General features: G+C 66.6%; 15 protein-coding genes and 3 pseudogenes. 11 read left to right on the top strand and 7 right to left on the bottom strand.

The features are described 5' to 3' along the window. Positions 1 to 44 precede the first annotated feature (44 nt). Positions 45 to 1,232: a hypothetical protein gene (locus ROSELON_RS12265; RefSeq protein WP_217520160.1), complete on the top strand. Its 1,188-nt coding sequence runs from the start codon at positions 45 to 47 to the stop codon at positions 1,230 to 1,232. 136 nt (positions 1,233 to 1,368) lie between these two features. On the opposite strand, the gene tgt is transcribed toward ROSELON_RS12265, so the two are convergent. Then, positions 1,369 to 2,475: a tRNA guanosine(34) transglycosylase Tgt gene (gene tgt / locus ROSELON_RS12260; RefSeq protein ID WP_025312666.1), complete on the bottom strand. Its 1,107-nt coding sequence runs from the start codon at positions 2,473 to 2,475 to the stop codon at positions 1,369 to 1,371. Between the two features lie 67 nt (positions 2,476 to 2,542). Continuing rightward, a complete protein-coding gene (locus tag ROSELON_RS12255; protein WP_156945936.1) occupies positions 2,543 to 3,652 on the bottom strand; it encodes a hypothetical protein in 1,110 nt (369 codons plus the stop codon). A 182-nt stretch (positions 3,653 to 3,834) separates the two neighbouring features. Between ROSELON_RS12255 and rimK the strand changes: the two are divergent. The 5 genes and pseudogenes from rimK to ROSELON_RS12230 all read left to right on the top strand — a co-directional run bounded on the left by rimK (position 3,835) and on the right by ROSELON_RS12230 (position 7,237). Further along, a pseudogene (gene rimK, locus ROSELON_RS12250) lies at positions 3,835 to 5,231 on the top strand (30S ribosomal protein S6--L-glutamate ligase). Positions 5,232 to 5,292: 61 nt separating this feature from the next. Further along, entirely contained in the window at positions 5,293 to 5,655 is a 363-nt protein-coding gene (locus ROSELON_RS12245; protein WP_025312664.1) for an SUF system Fe-S cluster assembly protein, read from the top strand. A gap of 130 nt (positions 5,656 to 5,785) precedes the next feature. After that, positions 5,786 to 6,469 (top strand): DUF3307 domain-containing protein, encoded by a 684-nt coding sequence (locus tag ROSELON_RS12240; protein ID WP_025312663.1) that lies wholly within the window; start codon positions 5,786 to 5,788, stop codon positions 6,467 to 6,469. A 53-nt stretch (positions 6,470 to 6,522) separates the two neighbouring features. Further along, complete coding sequence (locus tag ROSELON_RS12235; protein WP_025312662.1) at positions 6,523 to 6,912, top strand: HesB/IscA family protein; 390 nt, start codon at positions 6,523 to 6,525, stop codon at positions 6,910 to 6,912. A 1-nt stretch (position 6,913) separates the two neighbouring features. Beyond that, positions 6,914 to 7,237, top strand: a complete 324-nt coding sequence (locus tag ROSELON_RS12230) for a TfoX/Sxy family protein (RefSeq protein ID WP_025312661.1) — start codon at positions 6,914 to 6,916, stop codon at positions 7,235 to 7,237. Between the two features lie 30 nt (positions 7,238 to 7,267). Here the strand turns inward: ROSELON_RS12230 and ROSELON_RS12225 are convergent, their stop codons facing one another. Then, complete coding sequence (locus ROSELON_RS12225; RefSeq protein ID WP_025312660.1) at positions 7,268 to 8,176, bottom strand: isopenicillin N synthase family dioxygenase; 909 nt, start codon at positions 8,174 to 8,176, stop codon at positions 7,268 to 7,270. Positions 8,177 to 8,264: 88 nt separating this feature from the next. On the opposite strand from ROSELON_RS12225, the gene tpiA reads away from it, so the two are divergent. Then, entirely contained in the window at positions 8,265 to 9,014 is a 750-nt protein-coding gene (gene tpiA / locus ROSELON_RS12220; protein ID WP_025312659.1) for a triose-phosphate isomerase, read from the top strand. Between the two features lie 65 nt (positions 9,015 to 9,079). On the opposite strand, the gene ROSELON_RS12215 is transcribed toward tpiA, so the two are convergent. Both ROSELON_RS12215 and ROSELON_RS12210 read right to left on the bottom strand, forming a co-directional pair. Beyond that, positions 9,080 to 10,366, bottom strand: a complete 1,287-nt coding sequence (locus ROSELON_RS12215; protein ID WP_025312658.1) for a pre-peptidase C-terminal domain-containing protein — start codon at positions 10,364 to 10,366, stop codon at positions 9,080 to 9,082. Positions 10,367 to 10,502: 136 nt separating this feature from the next. Then, positions 10,503 to 11,576, bottom strand: a complete 1,074-nt coding sequence (locus ROSELON_RS12210) for a tartrate dehydrogenase (RefSeq protein WP_025312657.1) — start codon at positions 11,574 to 11,576, stop codon at positions 10,503 to 10,505. A gap of 144 nt (positions 11,577 to 11,720) precedes the next feature. Between ROSELON_RS12210 and ROSELON_RS12205 the strand changes: the two genes are divergently transcribed. From ROSELON_RS12205 to ROSELON_RS12190, 4 genes and pseudogenes are all read left to right on the top strand, one after another. After that, positions 11,721 to 12,635 carry a LysR family transcriptional regulator gene (locus ROSELON_RS12205; RefSeq protein ID WP_025312656.1) on the top strand — a complete coding sequence of 305 codons (915 nt, stop codon included), beginning with the start codon at positions 11,721 to 11,723 and terminating at the stop codon, positions 12,633 to 12,635. 226 nt (positions 12,636 to 12,861) lie between these two features. Next, positions 12,862 to 13,805, top strand: a pseudogene (locus ROSELON_RS12200) (TAXI family TRAP transporter solute-binding subunit). Positions 13,806 to 13,968: 163 nt separating this feature from the next. Beyond that, positions 13,969 to 16,247 (top strand): annotated as a pseudogene (locus tag ROSELON_RS12195) (TRAP transporter permease). A gap of 113 nt (positions 16,248 to 16,360) precedes the next feature. Then, on the top strand, positions 16,361 to 17,524 hold the full coding sequence (locus ROSELON_RS12190; RefSeq protein ID WP_025312655.1) for a cytochrome P450: 1,164 nt from the start codon (positions 16,361 to 16,363) through the stop codon (positions 17,522 to 17,524). Positions 17,525 to 17,544: 20 nt separating this feature from the next. Here the strand turns inward: ROSELON_RS12190 and ROSELON_RS12185 are convergent, their stop codons facing one another. Together ROSELON_RS12185 and uvrA are read right to left on the bottom strand one after the other, a co-directional pair. Further along, on the bottom strand, positions 17,545 to 18,444 hold the full coding sequence (locus tag ROSELON_RS12185) for a patatin-like phospholipase family protein (protein ID WP_025312654.1): 900 nt from the start codon (positions 18,442 to 18,444) through the stop codon (positions 17,545 to 17,547). Positions 18,445 to 18,584: 140 nt separating this feature from the next. Next, positions 18,585 to 21,449, bottom strand: a complete 2,865-nt coding sequence (uvrA, locus tag ROSELON_RS12180) for an excinuclease ABC subunit UvrA (protein WP_025312653.1) — start codon at positions 21,447 to 21,449, stop codon at positions 18,585 to 18,587. Between the last annotated feature and the right edge of the window lie 50 nt (positions 21,450 to 21,499).

The raw sequence follows: 21,499 nt of genomic DNA, 5'->3' as shown, positions 1-21,499 counted from the left end.
CGTTGAAACATCTGTCTTTTGCCGGGCTGGCACTCGGCACACTCATGCTCGCACCCGGCGCGGCCGTGGCCTGCCCCAGTTCGGACTACATGGGCGCAACCCTGTCCTATTCCGGGGCGCAACTGGCGACACCGCAGGTTCTGTCGGCGACAGCCGCCGGCATGATCCCGGTCAGCCAATGCACAAATATCTCCGGCGCTGTCGGCCATGCCGAGATCGCGCCGGATTTCACGTTCTTCTTCAGCCAGATGGGCAACAGGGGCGTCGTCTTCGACGTGCAGTCCGATTGCGACTCGACCCTGATCGCGCATACCGCCGATGGCGCGTGGCATTTCAACGACGATGGCGGTGTCGGGCTGATGCCCCGTTTGACCTTGGGCGGCGCCGGCGTCATGGGCGGGCCGAGCCCGGTCGAGGGGCGGGTGGACCTGTGGCTGGGCACCTATCGGGCAAATGACCTGTGTCCGGCCAACCTGACCGTGCGCGCAAGCGACAGCGCCATCCCGCAGGGCGGATGCCCGAACCCCGATGGCGTTGGCCAGGTGCATCGCTTTTTCGCAGGGCAGCTGATTTCGCCCGTGCGGTTGAACAGCATCTCGGCCCAGGGCGCGACCGAGTTGCGCAGCTGCGGCATTACCGGCACCGGGTTCGTCGACCCGAACCCGGACATCACGCTCGAGCTGTCGAATATGCAGGATCGCATCCTGGACCTTGCCTTTTCCGGGGCCTGCGACACAACGATGCTGGTGCGCACCGCCGACGGGCAATGGCGTTTTGACGATGACAGCAACGGCAATCTCGACCCGCGCCTGACACTGACCGAGACGCGCCAGATGGAGGGCCGGGTGAATGTGTGGATCGGCCGCTATGGGCAACAGGCCTGCATGGGCACACTCACGCTGCACGCGCGGTCGCTGAGCGGTCGGCCGCCGCCGCCGCCGCCCGACAGCGGACCGCTGGCCGGTGACTGGCGTCTTTTGGCCAATGGCTATGGCGGCAGCCTCAGCTTCCGCCCGGCCGGCAACGGGTGGACGGGGGTCCTGACCCTCGAGGGCGGCCCCGAGACACTGCGCGACGTGCGGTTTGACCCCCATTCCGGCCGGATCGAGTTCCTACGCCCAATCCCGGGCCTTGAACAGCACTATGTCGGCACCCTTCGCGACGGGCGGATCGAGGGGCAGTTCAACCAGAGCGGCAGCGCCTACGCCTATCTCTGGACCGCCACGCGCTGAGCCATGCGGATGGGCGGCCCCGGTCGCCCATCCCCGTTCTGTCTCCACGACAGTGGGCGGGGCGCCCTGACACAGCATTCCTTGCACGGCGTTGCGACCGGCGCCCCACGGGTTCCGCGTCGGGGCGCGGCTGGGCCTAGAGGGGCGCGATATCGCCCTCGGCACGCTGCGCGTGAAAGGTGGCCTCGAACGCGGCAAAGCGGCCTTGTGCAATCGCGGCGCGCATGCCGGCCATCAACTCCTGATAATAGTGCAGGTTGTGCCAGGTCAGAAGCATCGAGCTGATGATCTCGCCCGACCGGAACACATGGTGCAGGTAGGCCCGTGAATAGTTGCGACAGGCCGGACAGGTGCAGTGTTCGTCCAGCGGGCGCGGATCGTCGGCATGGCGGGCGTTCTTGATGTTGACCTGCCCGCGACGTGTCCAGGCCTGGCCGGTGCGCCCCGAACGCGACGGCAGCACGCAATCCATCATGTCGATCCCGCGCGCCACGGCCCCCACGATGTCGTCGGGCTTGCCCACGCCCATCAGGTAGCGTGGCTTGTCGGCGGGCAGCATCTGAGGCGCGTAGTCGAGGCAGCCGAACATCGCCGCCTGCCCCTCGCCCACGGCCAGCCCGCCCACGGCATATCCGTCGAAGCCGATGGCCTGAAGGGCCTCGGCGCTTTCGCCGCGCAAATCCTCGTCCAGCCCGCCCTGCTGGATGCCGAACAGCGCATGGCCGGGGCGGTCACCAAAGGCCTCTTTCGACCGCTCGGCCCACCGCATCGACAGGCGCATGCTTTCTGCGATGCGGTCACGGTCGGCGGGCAGCGCGGGGCATTCGTCGAAACACATCACGATGTCCGAGCCGAGCAGCGTCTGGATTTCCATCGAGCGTTCGGGGCTGAGCATGTGCCTCGAGCCGTCGATATGGCTGCGGAAGGTCACCCCCTCCTCGGTCAGCTTGCGCAACTCGGCCAGGCTCATGACCTGGAACCCGCCGCTGTCGGTCAGGATCGGCCCGGACCAGTTCATGAACTTGTGCAGCCCGCCAAGGGCCGCGATGCGTTCGGCGGTGGGGCGCAGCATCAGGTGATAGGTGTTGCCCAGCAAGATGTCGGCACCGGTGGCCGCCACGCTTTCGGGCATCATCGCCTTGACGGTGGCCGCCGTGCCCACCGGCATGAAGGCGGGCGTGCGGATCTGACCGCGGGGCGTGTCGATCACGCCGCTGCGTGCGCGCCCATCGGTGGCGGTCAAACGGTAGGAAAAAACGCTGTGTCATGGCCGCTCTGTGGCGTATCGCACCCCGATTGCCAAGCCCCGCCTAGCGTTCGAGCACCAGCGCCGAGACGCCTTCGGGGTCCGAGATCCGCCGCACGGGATATCCTGCGGCCCAACCGCGCGCCTGTGCCGCCGCGCGCGCGATCAGCGGGTCGCTTTCCGGCAGAACCCGCGCAAAGCGCCAATCCCGTGGCCCGGACACGCCGACGCGCGGCGCCACCAGGGCGGCAAGAACGGCCTCGCCGTCGGGCACCTGCGCCGGTTCGGCCACGGTGCCGGCCCATGGCTCTCGCAGCAGCCGCAGAACCGAGACCGGGCGCGCCGGCACCTGCCCCGACAGACCGGGCGGGCGATAGGCGATGATCCCCTGCGGCTCGGCCCGCAAACCGACCAGATCCACCGGGATGGGCACCTCGCGCAGGATCGCGCCGCGCGACAAGGCCGCGAGGCCCGCCGCCTCGGCGAGATAGGCGCCAAAGGTCAGGCAGCCCGCGCCGCCGCCCGACCACGGGTCCTCCAGCAGGCCGTAGCGCCGCGCCCGCGGCGACGTGGCAAAATCGGCCAGCCGCGCGCGCATGGCCGCGCAGGCCCCCGGGCTGACCTCGGCCGCAAGGACGGCACCGCCCCCGGTCGCAAAGGCGCGGTCCTGCGGCGCGGGAAACCCCGCCTCGGTCACCAGCCCGCCATCCTGATAGGTGGCCAGCACCGCTGACAGGCCCCAGCCCTGCGCCAGCAGGCGCAGGGCCCGCCGCCTGCGATCGCCGGTATGCGAGGTGACGCCGCGCCGGCCATTGCATTGCCAGGCCACCACCAGATGCCCGATCCAGGCGGGCGACATGGCCACGGCCACCGGGTTGGACGCCAGCCGCACAAGGCTTTGGCGGGCCAGATCGGGGCCGCGCATGTCAAAAGGCACGCGCGGCGGCAGATAGGCCAGAACCACGTAATCGCGGCTGTCATCCAAGCCGAGGCGCGTCAGGAAAAGGGGCCAGGGGGCCTCTTCGAAGGGCGCCAGCGTCAGATCGGTCGCATCGCGCGTGACAGTCGGCGTCCCGCGCGCGCTGCTGGCCGTGGTCTCCGGCCCCGCCGGGCCCTGCGGCACGGCCACGCAGCCCGCCAAGGCCGCCACTGCCCCCGCCAAGGCGATTGCCACATGCCGGCGCGCGCTCAATGCCCTGTTGCGCCGCATCTGTCCCCGTGCTTTTGTCGCGCCAAATCCGCCATCGACCCTGACGAGCGATCGCATCCCTGCCAAGACAATCGACCCTTTGCAGCGCCCGGCCCCGCGCCGACCGTTGCCTTGCTACCACGCCTATGCCGGGAGAGGACACAGCCATGCCCGAGAGTGACAGCCCCCTGCGCCTGGGGTGGGAGGAATGGGTCGCCCTGCCGGGCCTTGGTCTGCCCGCCATGAAGGCCAAGGTGGACACCGGCGCGCGCACCTCGGCGCTGCATGCCTTCGACATCGAGACCTTCGGCCCCGCCAGCCGGCCCAAGGTGCGCTTTGCCGTGCACCCCGTGCCGGGCCGCACCGACCTGACCATCGCCTGCTCGGCCGCGATCAAGGACCGGCGCGAGGTCACCAGTTCGAATGGCGAGACCGAGTTGCGCTATGTCATCGAAACCGACCTGTCCGTCGGTGGCACCTCGACGCCCATCGAGGTCACGCTGACCGACCGGGGCACCATGGCCTATCGCATGTTGCTGGGGCGTCAGGCGATCCAGCCCGACTGGGTCGTCGCCCCCACCGACAGTTTCTGCCAGGAAAAGCTGAGCTATGACATCTACAGCTCGGCCCGTGTGAAACAGGCTGCGCCCAAACGCGCCCTGCGCATCGCGGTGCTCAGCCGCGAGGACAATTACTCGACCCGCCGCCTGGTGGCCGAGGGCGAGGAACGCGGCCATACGATCGAGGTGATCGATACCACGCGCTGCTACATGGCGATCAACGCACTGGCCCCCGAGGTGCATTACGACGGCACCCGCCTGCCCCGCTATGACGCGGTGATCCCGCGCATCGGCGCCAGCGTGACCGCCTACGGCACCGCCGTTCTGCGCCAGTTCGAAACCATCGGCACCTATTGCGTGAACGGGGCGGCGGGGATCACCGCCAGCCGCGACAAGCTGCACGCGCATCAGTTGCTGGCCCGCCACAGGATCGGCATGCCGCAGACGGCCTTTGCCGCCTCGCCCAAGGATACCGACAACATCATCGGGCTGGTCGGATCGGGCCCCTTGATCATCAAGCTGCTGGAATCGACGCAAGGAAAAGGTGTCGTGCTGGCCGAAACCCGCAAGGCCGCGCAGTCGGTCATCGATGCGTTTCGCGGCCTGCGCGCCAATTTCCTCGTCCAGAGCTTCGTCAAGGAGGCCGCCGGCGAAGACATCCGTTGCCTCGTCGTGGACGGCAAGGTCGTGGCCGCGATGAAACGCACCGCGGGCGGGGATGATTTCCGCTCGAACCTGCATCGTGGCGGCAAGGCCAGCGCCGTGCGCATCACCAAGGCCGAGCGCGACACGGCCCTGAAATCGGCCAAGCTGTTCGGCCTCGGGCTGGGCCGGGGTCGATCTGCTGCGCTCCGAGGATGGGCCCAAGGTGCTCGAGGTGAATTCCTCGCCCGGGCGTCCAGGGTATCGAGGAGGCGACGGGCAAGAACGTCGCCGCCCATCTCTTCGATGCCATCGAGAAACATGTCCGGCCGCAGCCGGTGCGCAAACGTCGGGGCGCCTGACGGCTTTACCCCGATGCCGCCAATCCTTATATGTCTTGTCGGATATTGAACGAGGCCGCGCATGACCGAACATCAAGAGCATCTCGAAGGCACGCCGCTGATCAAGCCGTCGTCCACGGATCATCCCCTGTACGAGCAGGTGGTCGAGGCCTGCCGCTCGGTCTATGACCCCGAGATTCCGGTGAACATCTTCGATCTGGGTCTGATCTACACGATCGAGATCTCGCCAGAGAACGCCGTCCATGTGACCATGACCCTGACCGCGCCGGGCTGCCCGGTGGCGGGCGACATGCCCGGCTGGCTGGCGGATTCGATCGAACCGCTGGATGGCGTGAAGCAGGTGGACGTGGAAATCACCTGGGATCCGCCCTGGGGCATGGACATGATGTCGGACGAGGCCCGCTTGGAACTGGGGTTCATGTAACCGCCCGCAGACACGACGGCTTTCTCCAATCCGCCCCGGCGCGGCACCGCGTCACCCTGGCACGGATCGCCGCCCACGGACCGGCGCGCGCCGGCCTTGTGCGCGGCGACAAACGGACCCCCCTTCCCCCATGGCCGCCCACACCTTTGCCGCGCTGTTTCTGGCACATGTCATCGCAGACTATCTGGCCCAGACACGCTGGCTGGTCGACAACAAGCGGCGTCCGATCGCGCTGGGCACCCATATCGCCCTTGTGTTTCTGGCGATGGTGCTGACGACCCTGACCTTTTCGCCCTGGTTTCTGGCGCTGACCGCCGCGCATCTGCTGATCGACATCCTCAAGACCTTCGGCATGCCATCGGGCTTGCCCAGCTACATCGCCGATCAGCTTTTTCACATCGCCTCGATCGTCGCTGTCGCCGTCCTGGCGCCGGGGCTGTGGTCGCTCAGCCCGCTCTCCTCGGTCCCGGCGCTTCCGCAGGCTTACCTGATCGCGGGCGCGGTCATCTTTGCCGCGCGTGGCGGGCAATATGCCGTGCTGACCCTGCTCGGCGGGACCGAGCCGCCGGCGCGCGAAGGCGTCGTGACAGGCTGGGTCGAGCGGGTGGGCCTGTGCCTGGCGATCCTGATGGGCCTGCCGCTGCTGGTGCCCGCGATCATGGCACTGAAGCTGATCTATGTCTGGCGCCATTGGGCGCAGCGGTCCCGGCAGGGACGCCGCCGCCTTGTGCTGGGCAGCGTGGTCAGCTTCACCTGGGCCTTTGGCACCGCACTGGGCCTTGCGCTGCTGGTGCCGTCGGCCCTGCCCGGTTGAGCCGAGGCCAAAGACCCCCTACATTACGCCTACAACGCGCAGGAGTAGTCCCGATGTTCGGCATTCCCGGAAAACAGGCCGTCACCCTCACACCCGCCGCCGCCCGGCAGATCGCCAAGCTGATGGCCCAAGGCGGCACACAGGGTCTGCGGATCGGTGTCAAGAAAGGCGGTTGCGCCGGCATGGAATACACCATGGATTACGTGACCGAGATCGACCCCAATGACGAGGTGGTCGAACAGGACGGCGCGCGCGTGATGATCGCGCCGATGGCGCAGATGTTCCTGTTCGGCACCGAGATCGATTACGAGGTCTCGCTGCTGGAGGCGTCGTTCAAGTTCCGCAACCCCAACGTGACCGATGCCTGCGGCTGCGGCGAGTCGATCAAGTTCAAGGATGCCGAGGAACTGGCGGCCGAACGCGCCGCCGCGCAAGGCGGCTGACTTGGCCGTCGCCGAGGCCGATGTCGCGCATGCGATCGAGCTGTTCTCGGATTTGGGAGATATCACAACGCGCAAGATGATGGGCGGCCTGTGCCTGTATCATCAGGGTAAGATCTTTGCGATCCTGATGGCCGACGGGTCCCTCTGGCTGAAGGGCGCGGGTGCGATGGTCGACAGTCTGACCGCCGAGGGCTGCACGCGCTGGACCTACCAGCGCGCGGGCCGGGCGCCGACGGTGATGCCCTATTGGTCGATGCCCGAAAGCGGACTGGACGATCCCGAAATCGCCTGCGACTGGGCCCGCCGCGCCCTGTCTCACCTGTAGACCGGACCGACGCGGACCGCCGCGCAAGGGCTAGTCTTGCCCATGCAGATGAACATAGGTTTCGGTGTAGCGCCGCGACAGGTGGTCACCGGCCAGAATGACCTTGCCCGACCCGATCGGCGCGACATTGGTGTCATGGGTCGGGTTGAAGAACAGCGGCACGGAAATCCGCTCCTCCGGGCCGCCCAGCACACGGTGCAGGGTGGCGCGCACCCGTCCGTTGCTCCACATCTCCAGCATCTCGCCGAAATTCACGACGAACACACCGGGGTCCGCCTGCACTGGGTGCCAAGAGCCATCGCGCAGCGCCACTTCGAGGCCGGGCTGGCCATCGGTCGCCAGCAGGGTGAGGCACCCGTAATCGGTATGGGGCGCGATCCCGAAATCCTTGTCGCCCGCCCAACCGGGCCGCGCCGGATAGTAATTGCCCCGCAATAGCGCCATGGGCTGCGCGAACTTGTCTGCGAAATAATCGCCGTCCTCGCCAATGGCCCGTGCGATCCCCGACAAAAGCGCAAGCGCTACCCGGCAGGCCGCGTCGAAATACGCCTCGATCACATCGCGAAAGCCTGCGGGTGCCTCGGGCCAGCGGTTCGGCGCGTAGAATTGCAGCTGCGCCAAGGGATCGTCCTGGGCCAGGGTGACACCGCAATCGAAGAATTCCTTGTAATCCGGGTTGGACATCGGATCGACCTGTTCCGACTGCGCCGCCCCCCAGCCACGGTTCGATCCCGTGGCGGCCATGTCCACTTTGGCCTTGAGCGCCGGGGGCAGATGGAAAAAGGCCCGATAGGTTTCGATCACACGCGCAACCGCGGCCTGGCCGAGGGCCGTGTTCTCCAGCAACAGGAACCCCGTGTCGAAAGCGCCCGTGCGCACGTGATCCATCGCCTGCGCATCGCCGCGCGCCAATGCAGCCGCATCCACCTTGGGGATCATCGTCGCCTCCGTTCGCAGCGGGCGGCCCGCTTGACCGGCCCGCCTTTCCTTGCCATCCCAAACGGGCAGAGAACAAGGAGTGATGGGCATGCGCGTCAAGCTGGCGGCTGGAAACTGGAAAATGAATGGCACGCGCGCCGCGCTGGCCGAGATCGACACGCTGGTTGCCGCGCATGGCGATGCCGCGATCGAGATCTTGATCTGCCCGCCCGCGACCCTGCTGGCCCCGATGGCCGAGCGGATCGGAACGGCGAAGATCGCCCTTGGTGGCCAGACCTGTCACCCCCAGGCCTCGGGCGCCCATACGGGCGACATCTCGGCCGAGATGCTGGCCGATGCCGGCGCAACCCATGTCATCCTCGGCCATTCGGAACGGCGGGCCGATCACGGCGAAAGCGATGACACCGTCCGGGCCCAGGCGCGCGCGGCGCTGGCGGCGGGGCTGACCTGCATCATCTGCGTGGGCGAGACCGAGGCACAGCGCGACGCGGCGAATACGCTCGACATCATCTCGGGGCAGTTGGCCGGCTCGATCCCCGATCTGTCCACCGGCGAAAGCCTGATCGTCGCCTACGAGCCGGTCTGGGCGATCGGCACCGGCCGGACGCCGACCCTCGACCAGATCGGCGAGGTTCATGACTACATCCGCGCCGAGCTGGAACGCCGTTTCGGCGCGGGGGTCGGGCGGTCGGTCCGGCTGCTTTACGGGGGATCGGTCAAGCCCGGCAATGCCGCCGAGATCTTCGCCGTGTCGAACGTGGACGGGGCCTTGGTGGGGGGCGCCTCGTTGAAGGCCTCCGATTTCGGAGGGATCATCGACGCCCTGCAACAGGCCTGAGCCCCTGCCCCCGAAAGCGCCGCCAGCCTGCAAAGCCGGCGGCGCCTGTCGGGTCGCGTTCCGCGTTACTCGGTGGCCGGAACGAAGCGTTCCGTCGCGATGCGGATGATGCCCTGATAGCTGTCGGCATATTGCACCACCGACAGCATGTAGCGGCCGGGATCGAGACGCAGCGCCAACTGGCTGTTGAGCGACCCGCCCGCATCGTCGTTGAAGGCGATCTCGCGTCCCAGATCGTCGAACAGCGCGATCATCGGGTCGCTGTCGGTGACCTCGATCGCGTCGATCAGGATCATCCCCCGCGATGGCATCTCGAAGGTGAACCATTCGGCATTGCGCCCGCTGACCTGGGCGTCGCGCACGGCGCGGGGCGGCAGCACGCCCATATCCACGACCGGCCACGACCCGTCGAGCGGCGGCGCGGCCTCGCCCAGGGTATAAAGCTCGTTCAACGCGGCCTGCTGGTCATAGCGCGCCACCCGCACCGTCACCGGCAGCTCGGGGTCCGCCAGCGCCCGCATGCCGATGCAATAATCGCCTGCGGGAAGCGGATCGGTGAAATCGATCCGGCTGTTGAGGCTGTCGTAATCGTCGTTCTCGGCCAGCAATTCGCCCTGCCCGTCGAAAACGTAGATGTAGGGATCTGCATTCGGGTTTTCGGCCCGAATCGTCAGGGGCTGCGGCGATGCCAGCGAGAAGCGGTAATACGGGGTGCCGCTGATCGTGTTCGTCGCCTCGGCCCCGCCCTCATCCAGCATCGCATCCAGCATGTCGCCGCCAAGCGGGGTGGCCGGCGTGTCGGGCAGGCAAGGATCGATGCCGACGAAGATCGGCATGTCGGGGTCGCCATCGCCATCGAAGAACCCGCCCGACAGGCCCTGCGTGATCGCGGCATGACCCAATTGTCCCACGGCGATATCTGCCGTCAGGGCGGAGCCGCCAAATCCGCGGGTCGCAAGGCAGTACTCGCCCGGTTGCAGCAGGGTTTCGGCCCGGGATGCCAGCCCGCCGCCCGAGTCGTCGTCGGTCACGACAAGTTGGCCGCCCGCATCATAGAGCTCGATGACGCTATCGCCGCCCGGTGTCGGCTGCGCCTCGAGACGCACCTCCATGGGCTGACTGAGCGAGAACAGGGCCACGGTGCTGCCGCCCGAGGGCACGGGTTGTTCGATCAGCGACAGGGTGCCCATGGCGGTGGCGACATCGGACGCCTCGGGTGTGCCGCCGATCCAAGTGCCGCCCGCCCCGATGCCGCCGCACTCGACCTGCTGGGCCAGGGCCGGCCCCGTCGTCAGGCCCAGGACCAGGGCCAGGGGGGACGCGGCAGCGGCCACGCTCAATCTGAATCTCATCGCAAATCCTCCACATGGTCCGTGCTCATTCAGCGCTCGGACAGGGGCAGACTAACAAGGCCGCCCCCGCCGAGGCCAGAAAAAGCGCGCGCCCCCCACGGGGAAAATCACGCGATCCGCACCGCGGTTGCGACGCCTAGATGTTCTCGCTTCGGATCGCCTCGCAGACGGCATCGGTGACCTGCTGGGTGGTGGCCGTTCCACCCACATCCGGCGTCACGATCCCGTCGGCACAGACCTTTTCCACCGCGCGCATCAGGCGGGCCGAGGCCGCGCCCTCGCCCAGATGGTCGAGCATCTGGCTGGCCGTCCAGAAACTGGCCACCGGGTTGGCGATGCCCTTGCCGGTGATGTCGAAGGCCGAGCCATGGATCGGCTCGAACATCGAGGGAAACCGCCGCTCGGGATCGATATTGGCCGTCGGCGCCACCCCAAGCGACCCGGCCAGCGCCCCGGCCAGGTCCGACAGGATGTCGGCATGAAGATTGGTGGCCACGATCGTGTCCAGCGACTGCGGGGTCTTGACCATGCGCACGGTCATCGCGTCGACCAGCATCTTGTCCCAGGTCACGTCGGGATAATCCTGCGCGACCTCGGCGGCGATCTCGTCCCACATCACCATGCCAAAGCGCTGCGCGTTGGATTTCGTCACCACGGTCAGCAGCTTGCGCGGACGCGACCGGGCCAGGTCGAAGGCGTAACGCATGATGCGCGTGACGCCGACGCGGGTGAAGATCGACACCTCGGTGCCCACTTCCTCGGGCAAGCCCCGGTGTGCGCGCCCGCCATGGCCGGAGTATTCCCCTTCGGAGTTCTCGCGCACGATCACCCAATCCAGATCGCCCGCCTCGACCCCGCGCAACGGCGAGGCGACACCGGGAATGATCCTGGTCGGGCGGACATTGGCATATTGGTCAAAACCCTGGCAGATCGGCAGGCGCAGGCCCCAAAGCGTGATGTGATCGGGCACATCGGGTGCCCCCACGGCCCCGAAATAGATCGCATCGAAGGGCTTGAGCTGGTCCAAGCCGTCCTCGGGCATCATCACGCCGGTTTTCTTGTAGTAATCCGACCCCCAGTGGAAGGTGGTCAGATCAAAGCTCAGCGTCTCTTCGCGCTTTTCCAGCGCGGCCAGAACCTGTGCGCCCGCGTCGATCACTTCGGGGCCGATGCCATCGGCGGGGATGGCGGCGATCTTGTATGTCTTCATTTCGGGCTTCCTGTGCTGGCATGCCGTGCGGCGCGTCATCGGGCGCCCGGCCGGCGATCATCGGTTGGGGAAGGTGTGGCAATTCGAACACCGGCCGGCAATAAGCGCTCGATCATATAAAAAAATGATATTATCCAGGCCGCCATGGATCTGCGACAACTCAGGTGCTTCATCGCCGTGGCCGACACCTTGCATTTCGGACGGGCGGCGCAACGGATGGACATGCTGCCCGCCTCGTTCGGGCGGCAGATCAAGCTTTTGGAAGACGGGCTTGGCAGTCGCCTTCTGGTGCGGACCACGCGCCATGTCTCGTTGACGGCGGCGGGCCGTCGCTTTCTCGACGGCGCACGCGATGTGGTCGAGCGCGCCGACCGCCTTGAAAAGGCGTTTCGCGACGAAAACGAGGATCGCGCCGCCGTCTTGCGCATCGGGGCCATCGACAGCGCGGCCGCCGGGCTGATGCCGCAACTTCTGCCGCATCTGCGCGAGGTGCATCCCGAGATCGAGGTGGAACTGTTCGAGCAAAAGACCATCCGCCTGATCCCGCGCCTGCTGTCCGGTCGCCTGGACATCGCCATCATACGCCCGCCAGAAAGCAGCGACCCACGGCTGACCTTTCAGCACCTGTTCCATGAAACAGCCGTGGTGGCGGTGCCCAAGGGGCATCGCCTGGCCGGGCGCGATGCGCTGAGTGTCGCGGACATGGCCGACGAGCCGCTGATCGTGCCCGACCGCCGCTCGCGTCCGCACAGTCATGACCTGACCATGAAACTGTTTCTCGAGGCCGGGCAAAGCGCCCGCATCGTGCAGATCGCCGAGGAAAAACAAACGATTGTCAGCCTTGTCGGTAGTGGCGTCGGCTTGGCGATCGTTCCGAAATGGGCCTCGCGGCTGGCGGTGGGCGGTGTGGCCTTTGTCGCGCTGAGCCCACCCTCGGCGGCGGTGCGCGACAAGCTTTCGCTGGCCGCAGTCTGGCTGCGCGACACACGCCACCCGGCCCGCGACGCCTTTCTCGAGGTTCTGCATGGCAAACTGGCCGAGATTGCCGCGACGGCCTGATGGGTGTTCGCAATTATTATATAATTTACATGTGCGACGAGCCGAGCTTTTGCCCTTGAGCGGCTGGCTCGGTGCCTTATACCTTCACGCAATGCGCCCGCTGGGGTGCATGCCGCGAGAGACAGGGCAAAACGTCCCGGCGGCAAGAACAGTGGAGGACTAGATGACAAAATCTGCATTTGCGAAACTGACCGTCGTCGCGACGGCGACCGCCCTGAGCACGGGCATGGCATTCGCCCAGGCTGACGCGGATCGCGAGGGCTGGCCCGAAAGCTTTACCGTCGGCACGGCATCGCAGGGCGGCACCTATTTCGGCTATGGCAATGGCTGGGCGAACCTGGTGGCCGAAGAGAGCTGGGCCTTTCGGGCAGCGGCGAAGTGACCGGCGGTCCGATGCAGAACATGGCGCTGGTGCACACCGGCGAGGTCGATTTCGGCATGACCACGATGGGCCCGGCCGCAGAAAGCCTGGCCGGCGGCAACCCGATCGCACCCGGTCTTCAGATGACCAATGCCTGCGCCATGTTCCCGATGTACCAGACGCCCTTCTCGATCACGGCGCTGGCGTCCTCGGGCATCACCTCGGTGTCGGAAATTCCGGCGGGCGCCCGTATCGGCTTCGGCCCCGCAGGCTCGACCTCGGACACGTACTTCCCCCGCATGATGGAAGAACTGGGTGTCGAATTCGACCGCCGCAACGGTGGCTGGTCGGACCTTGGCGGCCAGTTGCAGGACGGTCTGCTGGACGTGATCGCCTTTGCGGCGGGCGTTCCGGTTCCGGCCGTGTCGCAGCTCGAGGTGCAGACCGACATCAACATCATCGAATTCACCGAAGAAGAGCAGGCCCAGATCCTGGAAAGCTTCCCGGTGGCCCCGTTCGAGATCGCGGCCGATACCTACACCACGCTTGAGAACGGCGCACGCTCGGTGTCGATGTGGAACTTCGCCATCGCCAACTGCGCCCTGCCCGAAACCTTCGTCTACGCTGTCGTGGACGCGGTCATGTCGGATAACGAGCGCATGGTGAACGTCCACCGCGCCGCCCGCTCGACCCTGCCCGAGTTCTGGGATCGCAACACCGTCATGATGTGGCACCCCGGTGCAGCCCGCTGGTTCGAGGAAAACGCCAGCGCCGACATTCCCGATGACATGATCCACGGCGACATGTAATCTGGCGCGATCCGGGTCGGGGCGGACCGTTCCGACCTGACCAAGATCACCTCACGGGCCGCGCTCCTCCACGGGGCGCGGCCTATCCAATCACCCGATCAGGGCAAGCCCCCGTTGACGGGGAAAGACAGCGCCGAGCCAGTCGGCCATAGGGGGACATGACATGAGCGACCGGGCCAAGGCCGCCGCAGAGGACCAGATCCAGGGGGCCGTGATTGCCGACGGCGTCGACGAGGAACCCGTCGAGTCCAACCGCCGTCTTTTCACCGGCAAGGCGTATCTCGCCATCGCCACGCTCTCGACCCTTTACGCCGCTTTTCACATGGCCGCGCTGAACGGTCTGTCCGTGTCGGGCATGACGGGGCTCGACCTGCCCTTCCTGCCGCAATTCCCGCTCGAAACCTGGAATTTCCGCATCATGCACATTGCCGGCGCCCTTGCGCTGGGGTTCCTGCTGTTCTCGGCGCACACGTTTGACGGCAAGCAACACCGCGACACGCGCTGGCTGTCCCTCGTTGCCCTGGCGCTGGTCATTCCCGTCGGCATCTCGGCCTTCACGGTCATGGGCTTCATGCAGATGATAAATTCGGGCGATCTGCCCGAAATGGGCGGGCTGATCACCTGGGCCGCTTTTCCGGGCACCGAGATCTACCAGACCGAAATCACCTGGTTCGGCATTCCCCTGCTGATCGCGACGGGCGGTGCGATCGTCACGGGCTGGTTCGAACGGCGCGGGCGCGAGTTGTTCGCCGCCTCGGACGTGGTGCTGGCGCTGTGTGGCATCGTGGTCGCGATGTATCTGGTCACGATCTACGGCACTGCGGCGCGCAACTCGGTCGGCACGCCTTTCGTGCCCATCGGCGTGGCCTTTGCGGCAACCGCCGGGGCGGCCATGATCCTGGAACTGACGCGGCGTGTGGCGGGCCTTGCGCTGGTCATCATCACCGGCGTCTTCCTTGTCTACACCTTCACGGCACATCTGTTGCCGGGCCTGCTGGCCGTGCAGAACCCCTATAGCTGGCAGCGGTTCTTCGGGCATGTCTACTCGGATGCGGGCATCCTCGGGCCGACAACGGCCGTGTCCTCGACCTATATCATCCTGTTCATCATCTTCGCCGCGTTCCTGCAGGCGTCGAAAGTGGGCGATTACTTCGTCAATTTCGCCTTTGCTGCCGCCGGACGCGCGCGCGGCGGCCCGGCCAAGGTGGCGATTTTCGCAAGCGGATTGATGGGCATGATCAACGGCACCTCGGCGGGCAACGTGGTGGCGACCGGCTCGCTGACCATTCCGCTGATGAAAAAGGTCGGCTACGAGAAAAAGACCGCCGGCGCGATCGAGGCCGCCGCCAGCACGGGCGGGCAGATCATGCCGCCGATCATGGGCGCAGGCGCCTTCATCATGGCCGAGATCACAGGCATCCCCTACCAGGAGATCGCCATCGCCGCGATCATTCCGGCGATCCTGTATTTCGCGTCGATCTATTTCATGGTCGATTTCGAAGCGGCCAAGCTGCACATGCGCGGCATGCGCGAGGATGAGCTGCCCAAGTTCCGCGCACTGGCCAAGCAGGTCTACCTGTTCGTCCCGATCATCATCCTGATCGCGGCCCTGTTCATGGGCTACTCGGTGATCCGGGCGGGCACGCTGGCCACCGCGGCCGCGGCCGTCGTCAGTTGGCTGACGCCCCATCGCATGGGGCTGCGCTCGATCCTCAAGGCCTTCGAACTGGCCGGGGTCATGTCGATCCAGATCATCGCGGTCTGTGCCTGCGCCGGCATCATCGTGGGCGTCATCAGCCTGACGGGTGTGGGCGCGCGGTTCTCGTCGGTCCTGCTGGACCTGGCCGCGGCCTCGCAACTGCTGGCGCTGTTCTTTGCCATGTGCATCGCCATCCTGCTGGGCATGGGCATGCCGACCACGGCGGCCTACGCGGTTGCGGCCTCGGTCGTGGCACCCGGCCTAGTGCAACTGGGCATCCCGATGCTGACGGCGCATTTCTTCGTCTTCTACTTTGCCGTCGTCTCGGCCATCACGCCGCCCGTGGCGCTGGCCAGTTACGCCGCCGCCGGCATATCGGGCGCGAACCCGATGGAGACCTCGGTTGCGTCCTTCAAGATCGGGATCGCTGCCTTCATCGTGCCCTTCATGTTCTTCTACAACTCGGCCATCCTGATGGATGGCACCTGGGTCGAGGTGATCCGCGCCGGCATCACCGCGACCTTCGGAGTGTTCCTGCTGTCGGCCGGGGTGCAAGGATGGTTCATGGGCGGACGGTCAGCCTGGTTCCTGCGCCTTGGCCTGATCATTGCGGCGCTCTTCATGATCGAAGGCGGTCTGGTCAGCGACCTGATCGGGCTGGGGGCCGCGGCCATCATCTATTTGTGCAAAAGGTCGTTCACCCGAACCCCGACGCGACCATCCCGGTGCGCGGCGCCGACTGATCGGCCCTGTACCGCCAACGCCGGACCGCAACCGGCCGCGCCACCATGGCGCGGTCGGTCTGATCTGACGGCAGGACTGTGCAGCGCGCGCGGAATGGGGCAGAACACCCCCCATGCAGCGCCTCAGCCAATCCCCCACCGAGCCCGCCTTCGTCCAGAACCCCTATCCGTTCTACGCCCGCGCTCGCGCCGCCGGACCCCTTGTGGTCTGGCAGGAGTACGGCCTGCCGGTCGCGACCACGCACCATGCGATCAACACCATCCTGCGCGACCGCCGTTTCGGGCGCGAGCCGGTGACACCGCCCGACATCCCTGCGCATCTGGCGCCCTTCTATGCCGTCGAAGCGCATTCGATGCTGGAACTCGAACCGCCACGGCATACCCGGCTGCGCGGCCTCGTGCTGCGGGCCTTCACCACGCGCCGGATCAAGGCCCTGGCACCCGAGATCGAGCAGCTGGCCCGTGACCTGATCGACAGTTTCCCTGACGGCCCCTTCGACCTGCTCGACGCCTTCTGCCGACCGATCCCGGTGATCGTGATCGCGCGGCTGCTCGGTGTGCCCGAGGGCATGGCCCCGGATCTGCTGCGCTGGTCCAACGCGATGGTCATGATGTACCAGGCTGGCCGCACGCCCGAGGACGAGGCCCGTGCCGTCGCCGCGACCGAGGAGTTCGTGGCCTTCATGCGTGACTATGTCCGGCGCCGCCGATCCGAGCCGCGCGACGATCTGATCTCGGCCCTGATCGCCGCCGAGGCAGACGGCGACAAGCTCACGACGGACGAGTTGATCACAACTTGCATCCTGCTCTTGAATGCCGGGCACGAGGCGACGGTGCACACCATGGGAAACGGGGTGAAACTGGCGCTCGAGATGGGCGTTCGCCCCGGCACCGCACCCGAGGCCTTCGTCGAAGAGGTGCTGCGCCTCGACCCGCCGCTGCACCTGTTCACGCGATGGGTCTATGACGAGGTCAACCTGTTCGGCCACCGCTTTCGGCGCGGTGACGCGGTGGGGCTGCTGCTCGCCTCGGCCGGGCGCGACGCGGACTGCTACGCGCAGCCCGACCGGTTTCAGCCGACCCGCCAGGGGCCGCCGAACCTCGCCTTCGGGGCCGGGCTGCATTTCTGCGTCGGCGCCCCGCTGGCGCGGCTGGAACTCGGCATCGCCATGTCCGCGCTGTTCCAGGCCTGCTCCGGCCTGCGCCTGGTCGAGGCCCCCCGCTACGCCGAGATCTACCATTTCCATGGGCTCGAGCGGCTGATGGTGACGCGCTGACGCGGCGGCGCTATGCGCCCTTACGGGTTGGACAGGGCGCTCTCGATCCGCGGCATGGCGGCCAGGGCCGCGGCGCGGCCGGCCTTGATCGCGGTCTCGGCCTCGAAAAAGGCCATGGTCGAGAACTCCGTCAGGTCGACCTCGACCACCACATCCGCCGGGTCGGCGGCGGCGCGGGTGCGGCGCAGGTATTCGGTCAGCATGTCGATGGCGGCATTGACCGCGTCGATCCCCTGCGGCGGCGGCGGCACGTCCTCAGGCGGCGGTTGGGGTTGCCAGCCCTCGGGCAGCATCTCGGTGAACCGCGACCCCAGCGTCTTCCACAGGCCCGAGCCCTGCGCTTCGGGCACCCAGACCCGCCCCGAGGGCTTGGCGTTGGGATTGACCGCGATGATGATGTCGGCGCCGCGCGCCCGCGCCACCGAGACGGGCACCGGGTTGGTCAACCCGCCATCCACCAGCCAATGACCGTCGATGAATTGTGGCGTGAACAGGCCCGGTATCGCAATCGAGGCCCGCACCGCCGGCAAAAGCGGGCCATCGCCCAGCCAGATCTCGCGCCCGTTGTCCAGGCGCGTCGCCACCGCCGTGAAGGGCCGAGCCAAAGCGCCGATATCGCAATCCAGCCCCCAGTCCGACAGCACATCGGCGATCGCCTCGCCCGCCACCAGCCCGCCCGATTGCGGACGGAAATCCACCAACCCCAGAAAGCTCGTCTGCGTCAACGCCCGCGCCCAGGCGTCCAGCTCGGCGCGCACGCCCCCGGCCTCGGCCGCGCCGACCAGCGCGCCCATCGAACACCCTGCGATGATGTCGGCCTCGACACCCATCTCGTCCAGCACCGACAGAACGCCCAGATGGCACCATCCCCGCGCCCCGCCCGAGCCCAAGGCCAACCCGATCTTCGGCCGCCGCGTCATCGCCTCGCCCTCACCACCCGAAACACCACATCTTTATCCTGAAAAATATGCCCGCCGGAGGCAAGCCGCGTCAGGGGCTCAAGGCCCCTGTCGCGGCTGCACCGGGCGACGCGCGCCCGCGCGACGCACCCTTTCGGGCGCTATTCGGCGGCGTGTTTGCGGGGCCGCAGCATCGGGCCAAGATAGCGCCCGGTATGCGATCGCTCGACCCCGGCCACATCTTCCGGCGTGCCCTCGGCCACGATCTGCCCGCCGCCATCGCCCCCCTCGGGGCCGATATCGATGATCCAGTCGGCCGTCTTGATGACATCGAGATTGTGCTCGATCACCACCACCGTGTTACCCTGCTCGACCAGTTCGTGCAGCACTTCGAGCAGTTTGCGCACATCCTCGAAATGCAGGCCGGTGGTCGGCTCGTCGAGGATATAGAGCGTCCGTCCGGTCGAGCGTTTGGCCAGTTCCTTGGACAGTTTCACGCGCTGCGCCTCGCCCCCCGACAGGGTCGTGGCCTGTTGGCCCACCTTGATATAGCCAAGGCCCACGCGGACCAGCGCGTCCATCTTTTCGCGGATGCTCGGCACCGCCTTGAAGAACTCCTGCGCGTCCTCGACCGTCATGTCCAGAACGTCGGCGATGGATTTGCCCTTGAACTGCACCTCTAGCGTTTCGCGGTTGTAGCGCGCGCCCTTGCAGGTCTCGCAGGTGACATAGACATCGGGCAGGAAATGCATCTCGATCTTGATGACACCATCGCCCTGACAGGCCTCGCACCGCCCCCCCTTGACGTTGAAGCTGAAGCGTCCCGGCTTGTAGCCGCGGGCCTTGGCCTCGGGCAGGCCGGCGAACCAGTCGCGGATCGGCGTGAAGGCCCCCGTGTAAGTGGCTGGGTTCGAGCGTGGCGTGCGCCCGATGGGCCGCTGGTCGATGTCGATCACCTTGTCGAGATGTTCCAACCCCTTGATCGTCTCGCAGGGCGCGGGCGTCTGCCGCGCGCCGTTCAGCTTCATCGAGGCGGTCTTGAACAGCGTCTCGATGGTCAGGGTCGACTTGCCGCCGCCGGAGACGCCCGTCACGCAGACGAATTTGCCCAAGGGAAACTTGGCGGTCACGTCCTTGAGGTTGTTGCCGGTCGCCTTGACCACCGTCAGGGATTTGCCGTTGCCCTTGCGGCGCTTGGCCGGCACCGAAATCTCACGGCTGCCCGACAGGTATTGCCCGGTGATCGAGGCCGGGTCGGCCGCGATATGCTCTGGCGTGCCCTGCGCCACGATCTGCCCGCCATGCACCCCCGCGCCGGGGCCGATGTCGAAGACGTAATCGGCCTCGCGCACGGCCTCTTCGTCATGTTCGACGACGATGACCGTATTGCCCTGATCACGCAGGTTCTTGAGCGTCGTCAGCAGGCGGTCATTGTCGCGCTGGTGCAGGCCGATGGACGGCTCGTCGAGCACATAGAGCACCCCGGTCAGGCCCGAGCCGATCTGGCTGGCCAGCCGGATGCGCTGGCTCTCGCCGCCCGAGAGCGTCCCGGCATTGCGCGACAGGGTCAGGTATTCCAGGCCCACATTGTTCAGGAACCCAAGCCGCTCGCGGATTTCCTTGAGGATGGCGCGGGCGATCTCGTTCTTTTGCACGCTCAGATGCTCGGGCACCGTTTCGCACCACTTGAACGCCTCCTTGATCGACATCTCGACCACCTGGCCCACATGCAGGCCCGCGATCTTGACCGCCAAGGCCTCTTCGCGCAGGCGATAGCCCCCGCAGGCGCCGCAGGGGCGGTTGTTCTGGTAGCGTTCGAATTCTTCGCGAATCCAGGCGCTGTCGGTCTCGCGATAGCGCCGCTCCATGTTCGGGATCACCCCTTCGAAGCTGCGTTCGACCTGGTAGACGCGGCCGCCCTCGTCATAGCGGAACTTGATCTCGGTCTCGCCCGATCCGCGCAGAAAGACCTGCTGCACGTCCTTGGGCAGATCCTTCCACTTGGTCTTGGGGTTGAACCCGTAATGCTTGGCGATGGCCTGAATGGTCTGCAGGAAATAGGGCGACTTTCCCTTGCGCCAGGGCGCGATGGCCCCGTCTTCCAGCGACAGGGCCGCGTCGGGCACCATAAGCCGTTCGTCGAAGAACAGCTCGACCCCCAAACCGTCGCATTTCGGGCAGGCCCCGAAGGGCGCGTTGAAGGAAAACAGGCGTGGCTCGATCTCGGGGATGGTGAAGCCCGAGACCGGGCAGGCGAAGTTTTCGGAAAAGGTAATGCGTTCGGGCTCGCCCGCGTCCTCGCGCGGGGCGGTCTCGAAAATGGCGATCCCGTCGGCCAGGTCCAGCGCGGTGCGGAAACTGTCGGCCAGCCGCGTCTCGGCCCCTTCGCGCACCACCACTCGGTCCACGACCACGTCGATGTCGTGGCGGAATTTCTTGTCGAGTGTGGGCGGTTCGTCCAACTCGTAAAATTGACCGTCGACCTTGACCCGCTGGAACCCCTGTTTGCGCAACTCGAGGAATTCCTTGCGATACTCGCCCTTGCGGTCGCGCACGATCGGCGCCAGCAAATAGGCGCGCGTGCCTTCCTCCATCGCCATAACGCGATCGACCATATCCTGGACCTGCTGCGCCTCGATCGGCTGGCCCGTGGCGGGTGAATAGGGCGTTCCGGCGCGCGCGAACAGCAGGCGCAGGTAATCGTAGATCTCGGTCACCGTGCCCACGGTCGAGCGCGGGTTCTTGCTGGTGGTCTTCTGCTCGATGGAAATCGCGGGGGAAAGGCCGCTGATGTGATCGACATCGGGCTTTTCCATCATGTCAAGAAACTGCCGCGCATAGGCCGACAGGCTTTCGACGTAGCGCCGCTGCCCCTCGGCATAGATCGTGTCGAAGGCGAGGCTGGATTTGCCCGACCCCGACAGCCCGGTGATGACAACCAGCTGATCGCGCGGGATATCCAGGTCGATATTCTTGAGGTTGTGCTCGCGCGCGCCGCGCACCTCGATCTGCTTCAGCTCGGGCATCGGGGGAACCTGTCGTTAACCGTCTCAGCACAGATAGGCGAGCGGGGCCG

This window comes from Roseibacterium elongatum DSM 19469, from assembly GCF_000590925.1.
Classification (GTDB): Bacteria; Pseudomonadota; Alphaproteobacteria; order Rhodobacterales; family Rhodobacteraceae; genus Roseibacterium; species Roseibacterium elongatum.
The sequence above is the reverse complement of the archived record's forward strand: the minus strand, read 5'-3'. Positions and strand labels throughout refer to the sequence as shown.

Bases quoted from the DNA above. Each gene is read 5' to 3' on its own strand.
- ROSELON_RS12265 (WP_217520160.1), top strand. From the start codon at position 45: ATGCTCGCACCCGGCGCGGCCGTGGCCTGCCCCAGTTCGGACTACATG.
- ROSELON_RS12245 (WP_025312664.1), top strand. From the start codon at position 5,293: ATGACCGAACATCAAGAGCATCTCGAAGGCACGCCGCTGATCAAGCCG.
- ROSELON_RS12240 (WP_025312663.1), top strand. From the start codon at position 5,786: ATGGCCGCCCACACCTTTGCCGCGCTGTTTCTGGCACATGTCATCGCA.
- ROSELON_RS12235 (WP_025312662.1), top strand. From the start codon at position 6,523: ATGTTCGGCATTCCCGGAAAACAGGCCGTCACCCTCACACCCGCCGCC.
- ROSELON_RS12225 (WP_025312660.1), bottom strand. From the start codon at position 8,176: ATGATCCCCAAGGTGGATGCGGCTGCATTGGCGCGCGGCGATGCGCAG.
- tpiA (WP_025312659.1), top strand. From the start codon at position 8,265: ATGCGCGTCAAGCTGGCGGCTGGAAACTGGAAAATGAATGGCACGCGC.
- ROSELON_RS12215 (WP_025312658.1), bottom strand. From the start codon at position 10,366: ATGAGATTCAGATTGAGCGTGGCCGCTGCCGCGTCCCCCCTGGCCCTG.
- ROSELON_RS12210 (WP_025312657.1), bottom strand. From the start codon at position 11,576: ATGAAGACATACAAGATCGCCGCCATCCCCGCCGATGGCATCGGCCCC.
- ROSELON_RS12205 (WP_025312656.1), top strand. From the start codon at position 11,721: ATGGATCTGCGACAACTCAGGTGCTTCATCGCCGTGGCCGACACCTTG.
- ROSELON_RS12190 (WP_025312655.1), top strand. From the start codon at position 16,361: ATGCAGCGCCTCAGCCAATCCCCCACCGAGCCCGCCTTCGTCCAGAAC.
- ROSELON_RS12185 (WP_025312654.1), bottom strand. From the start codon at position 18,444: ATGACGCGGCGGCCGAAGATCGGGTTGGCCTTGGGCTCGGGCGGGGCG.
- uvrA (WP_025312653.1), bottom strand. From the start codon at position 21,449: ATGCCCGAGCTGAAGCAGATCGAGGTGCGCGGCGCGCGCGAGCACAAC.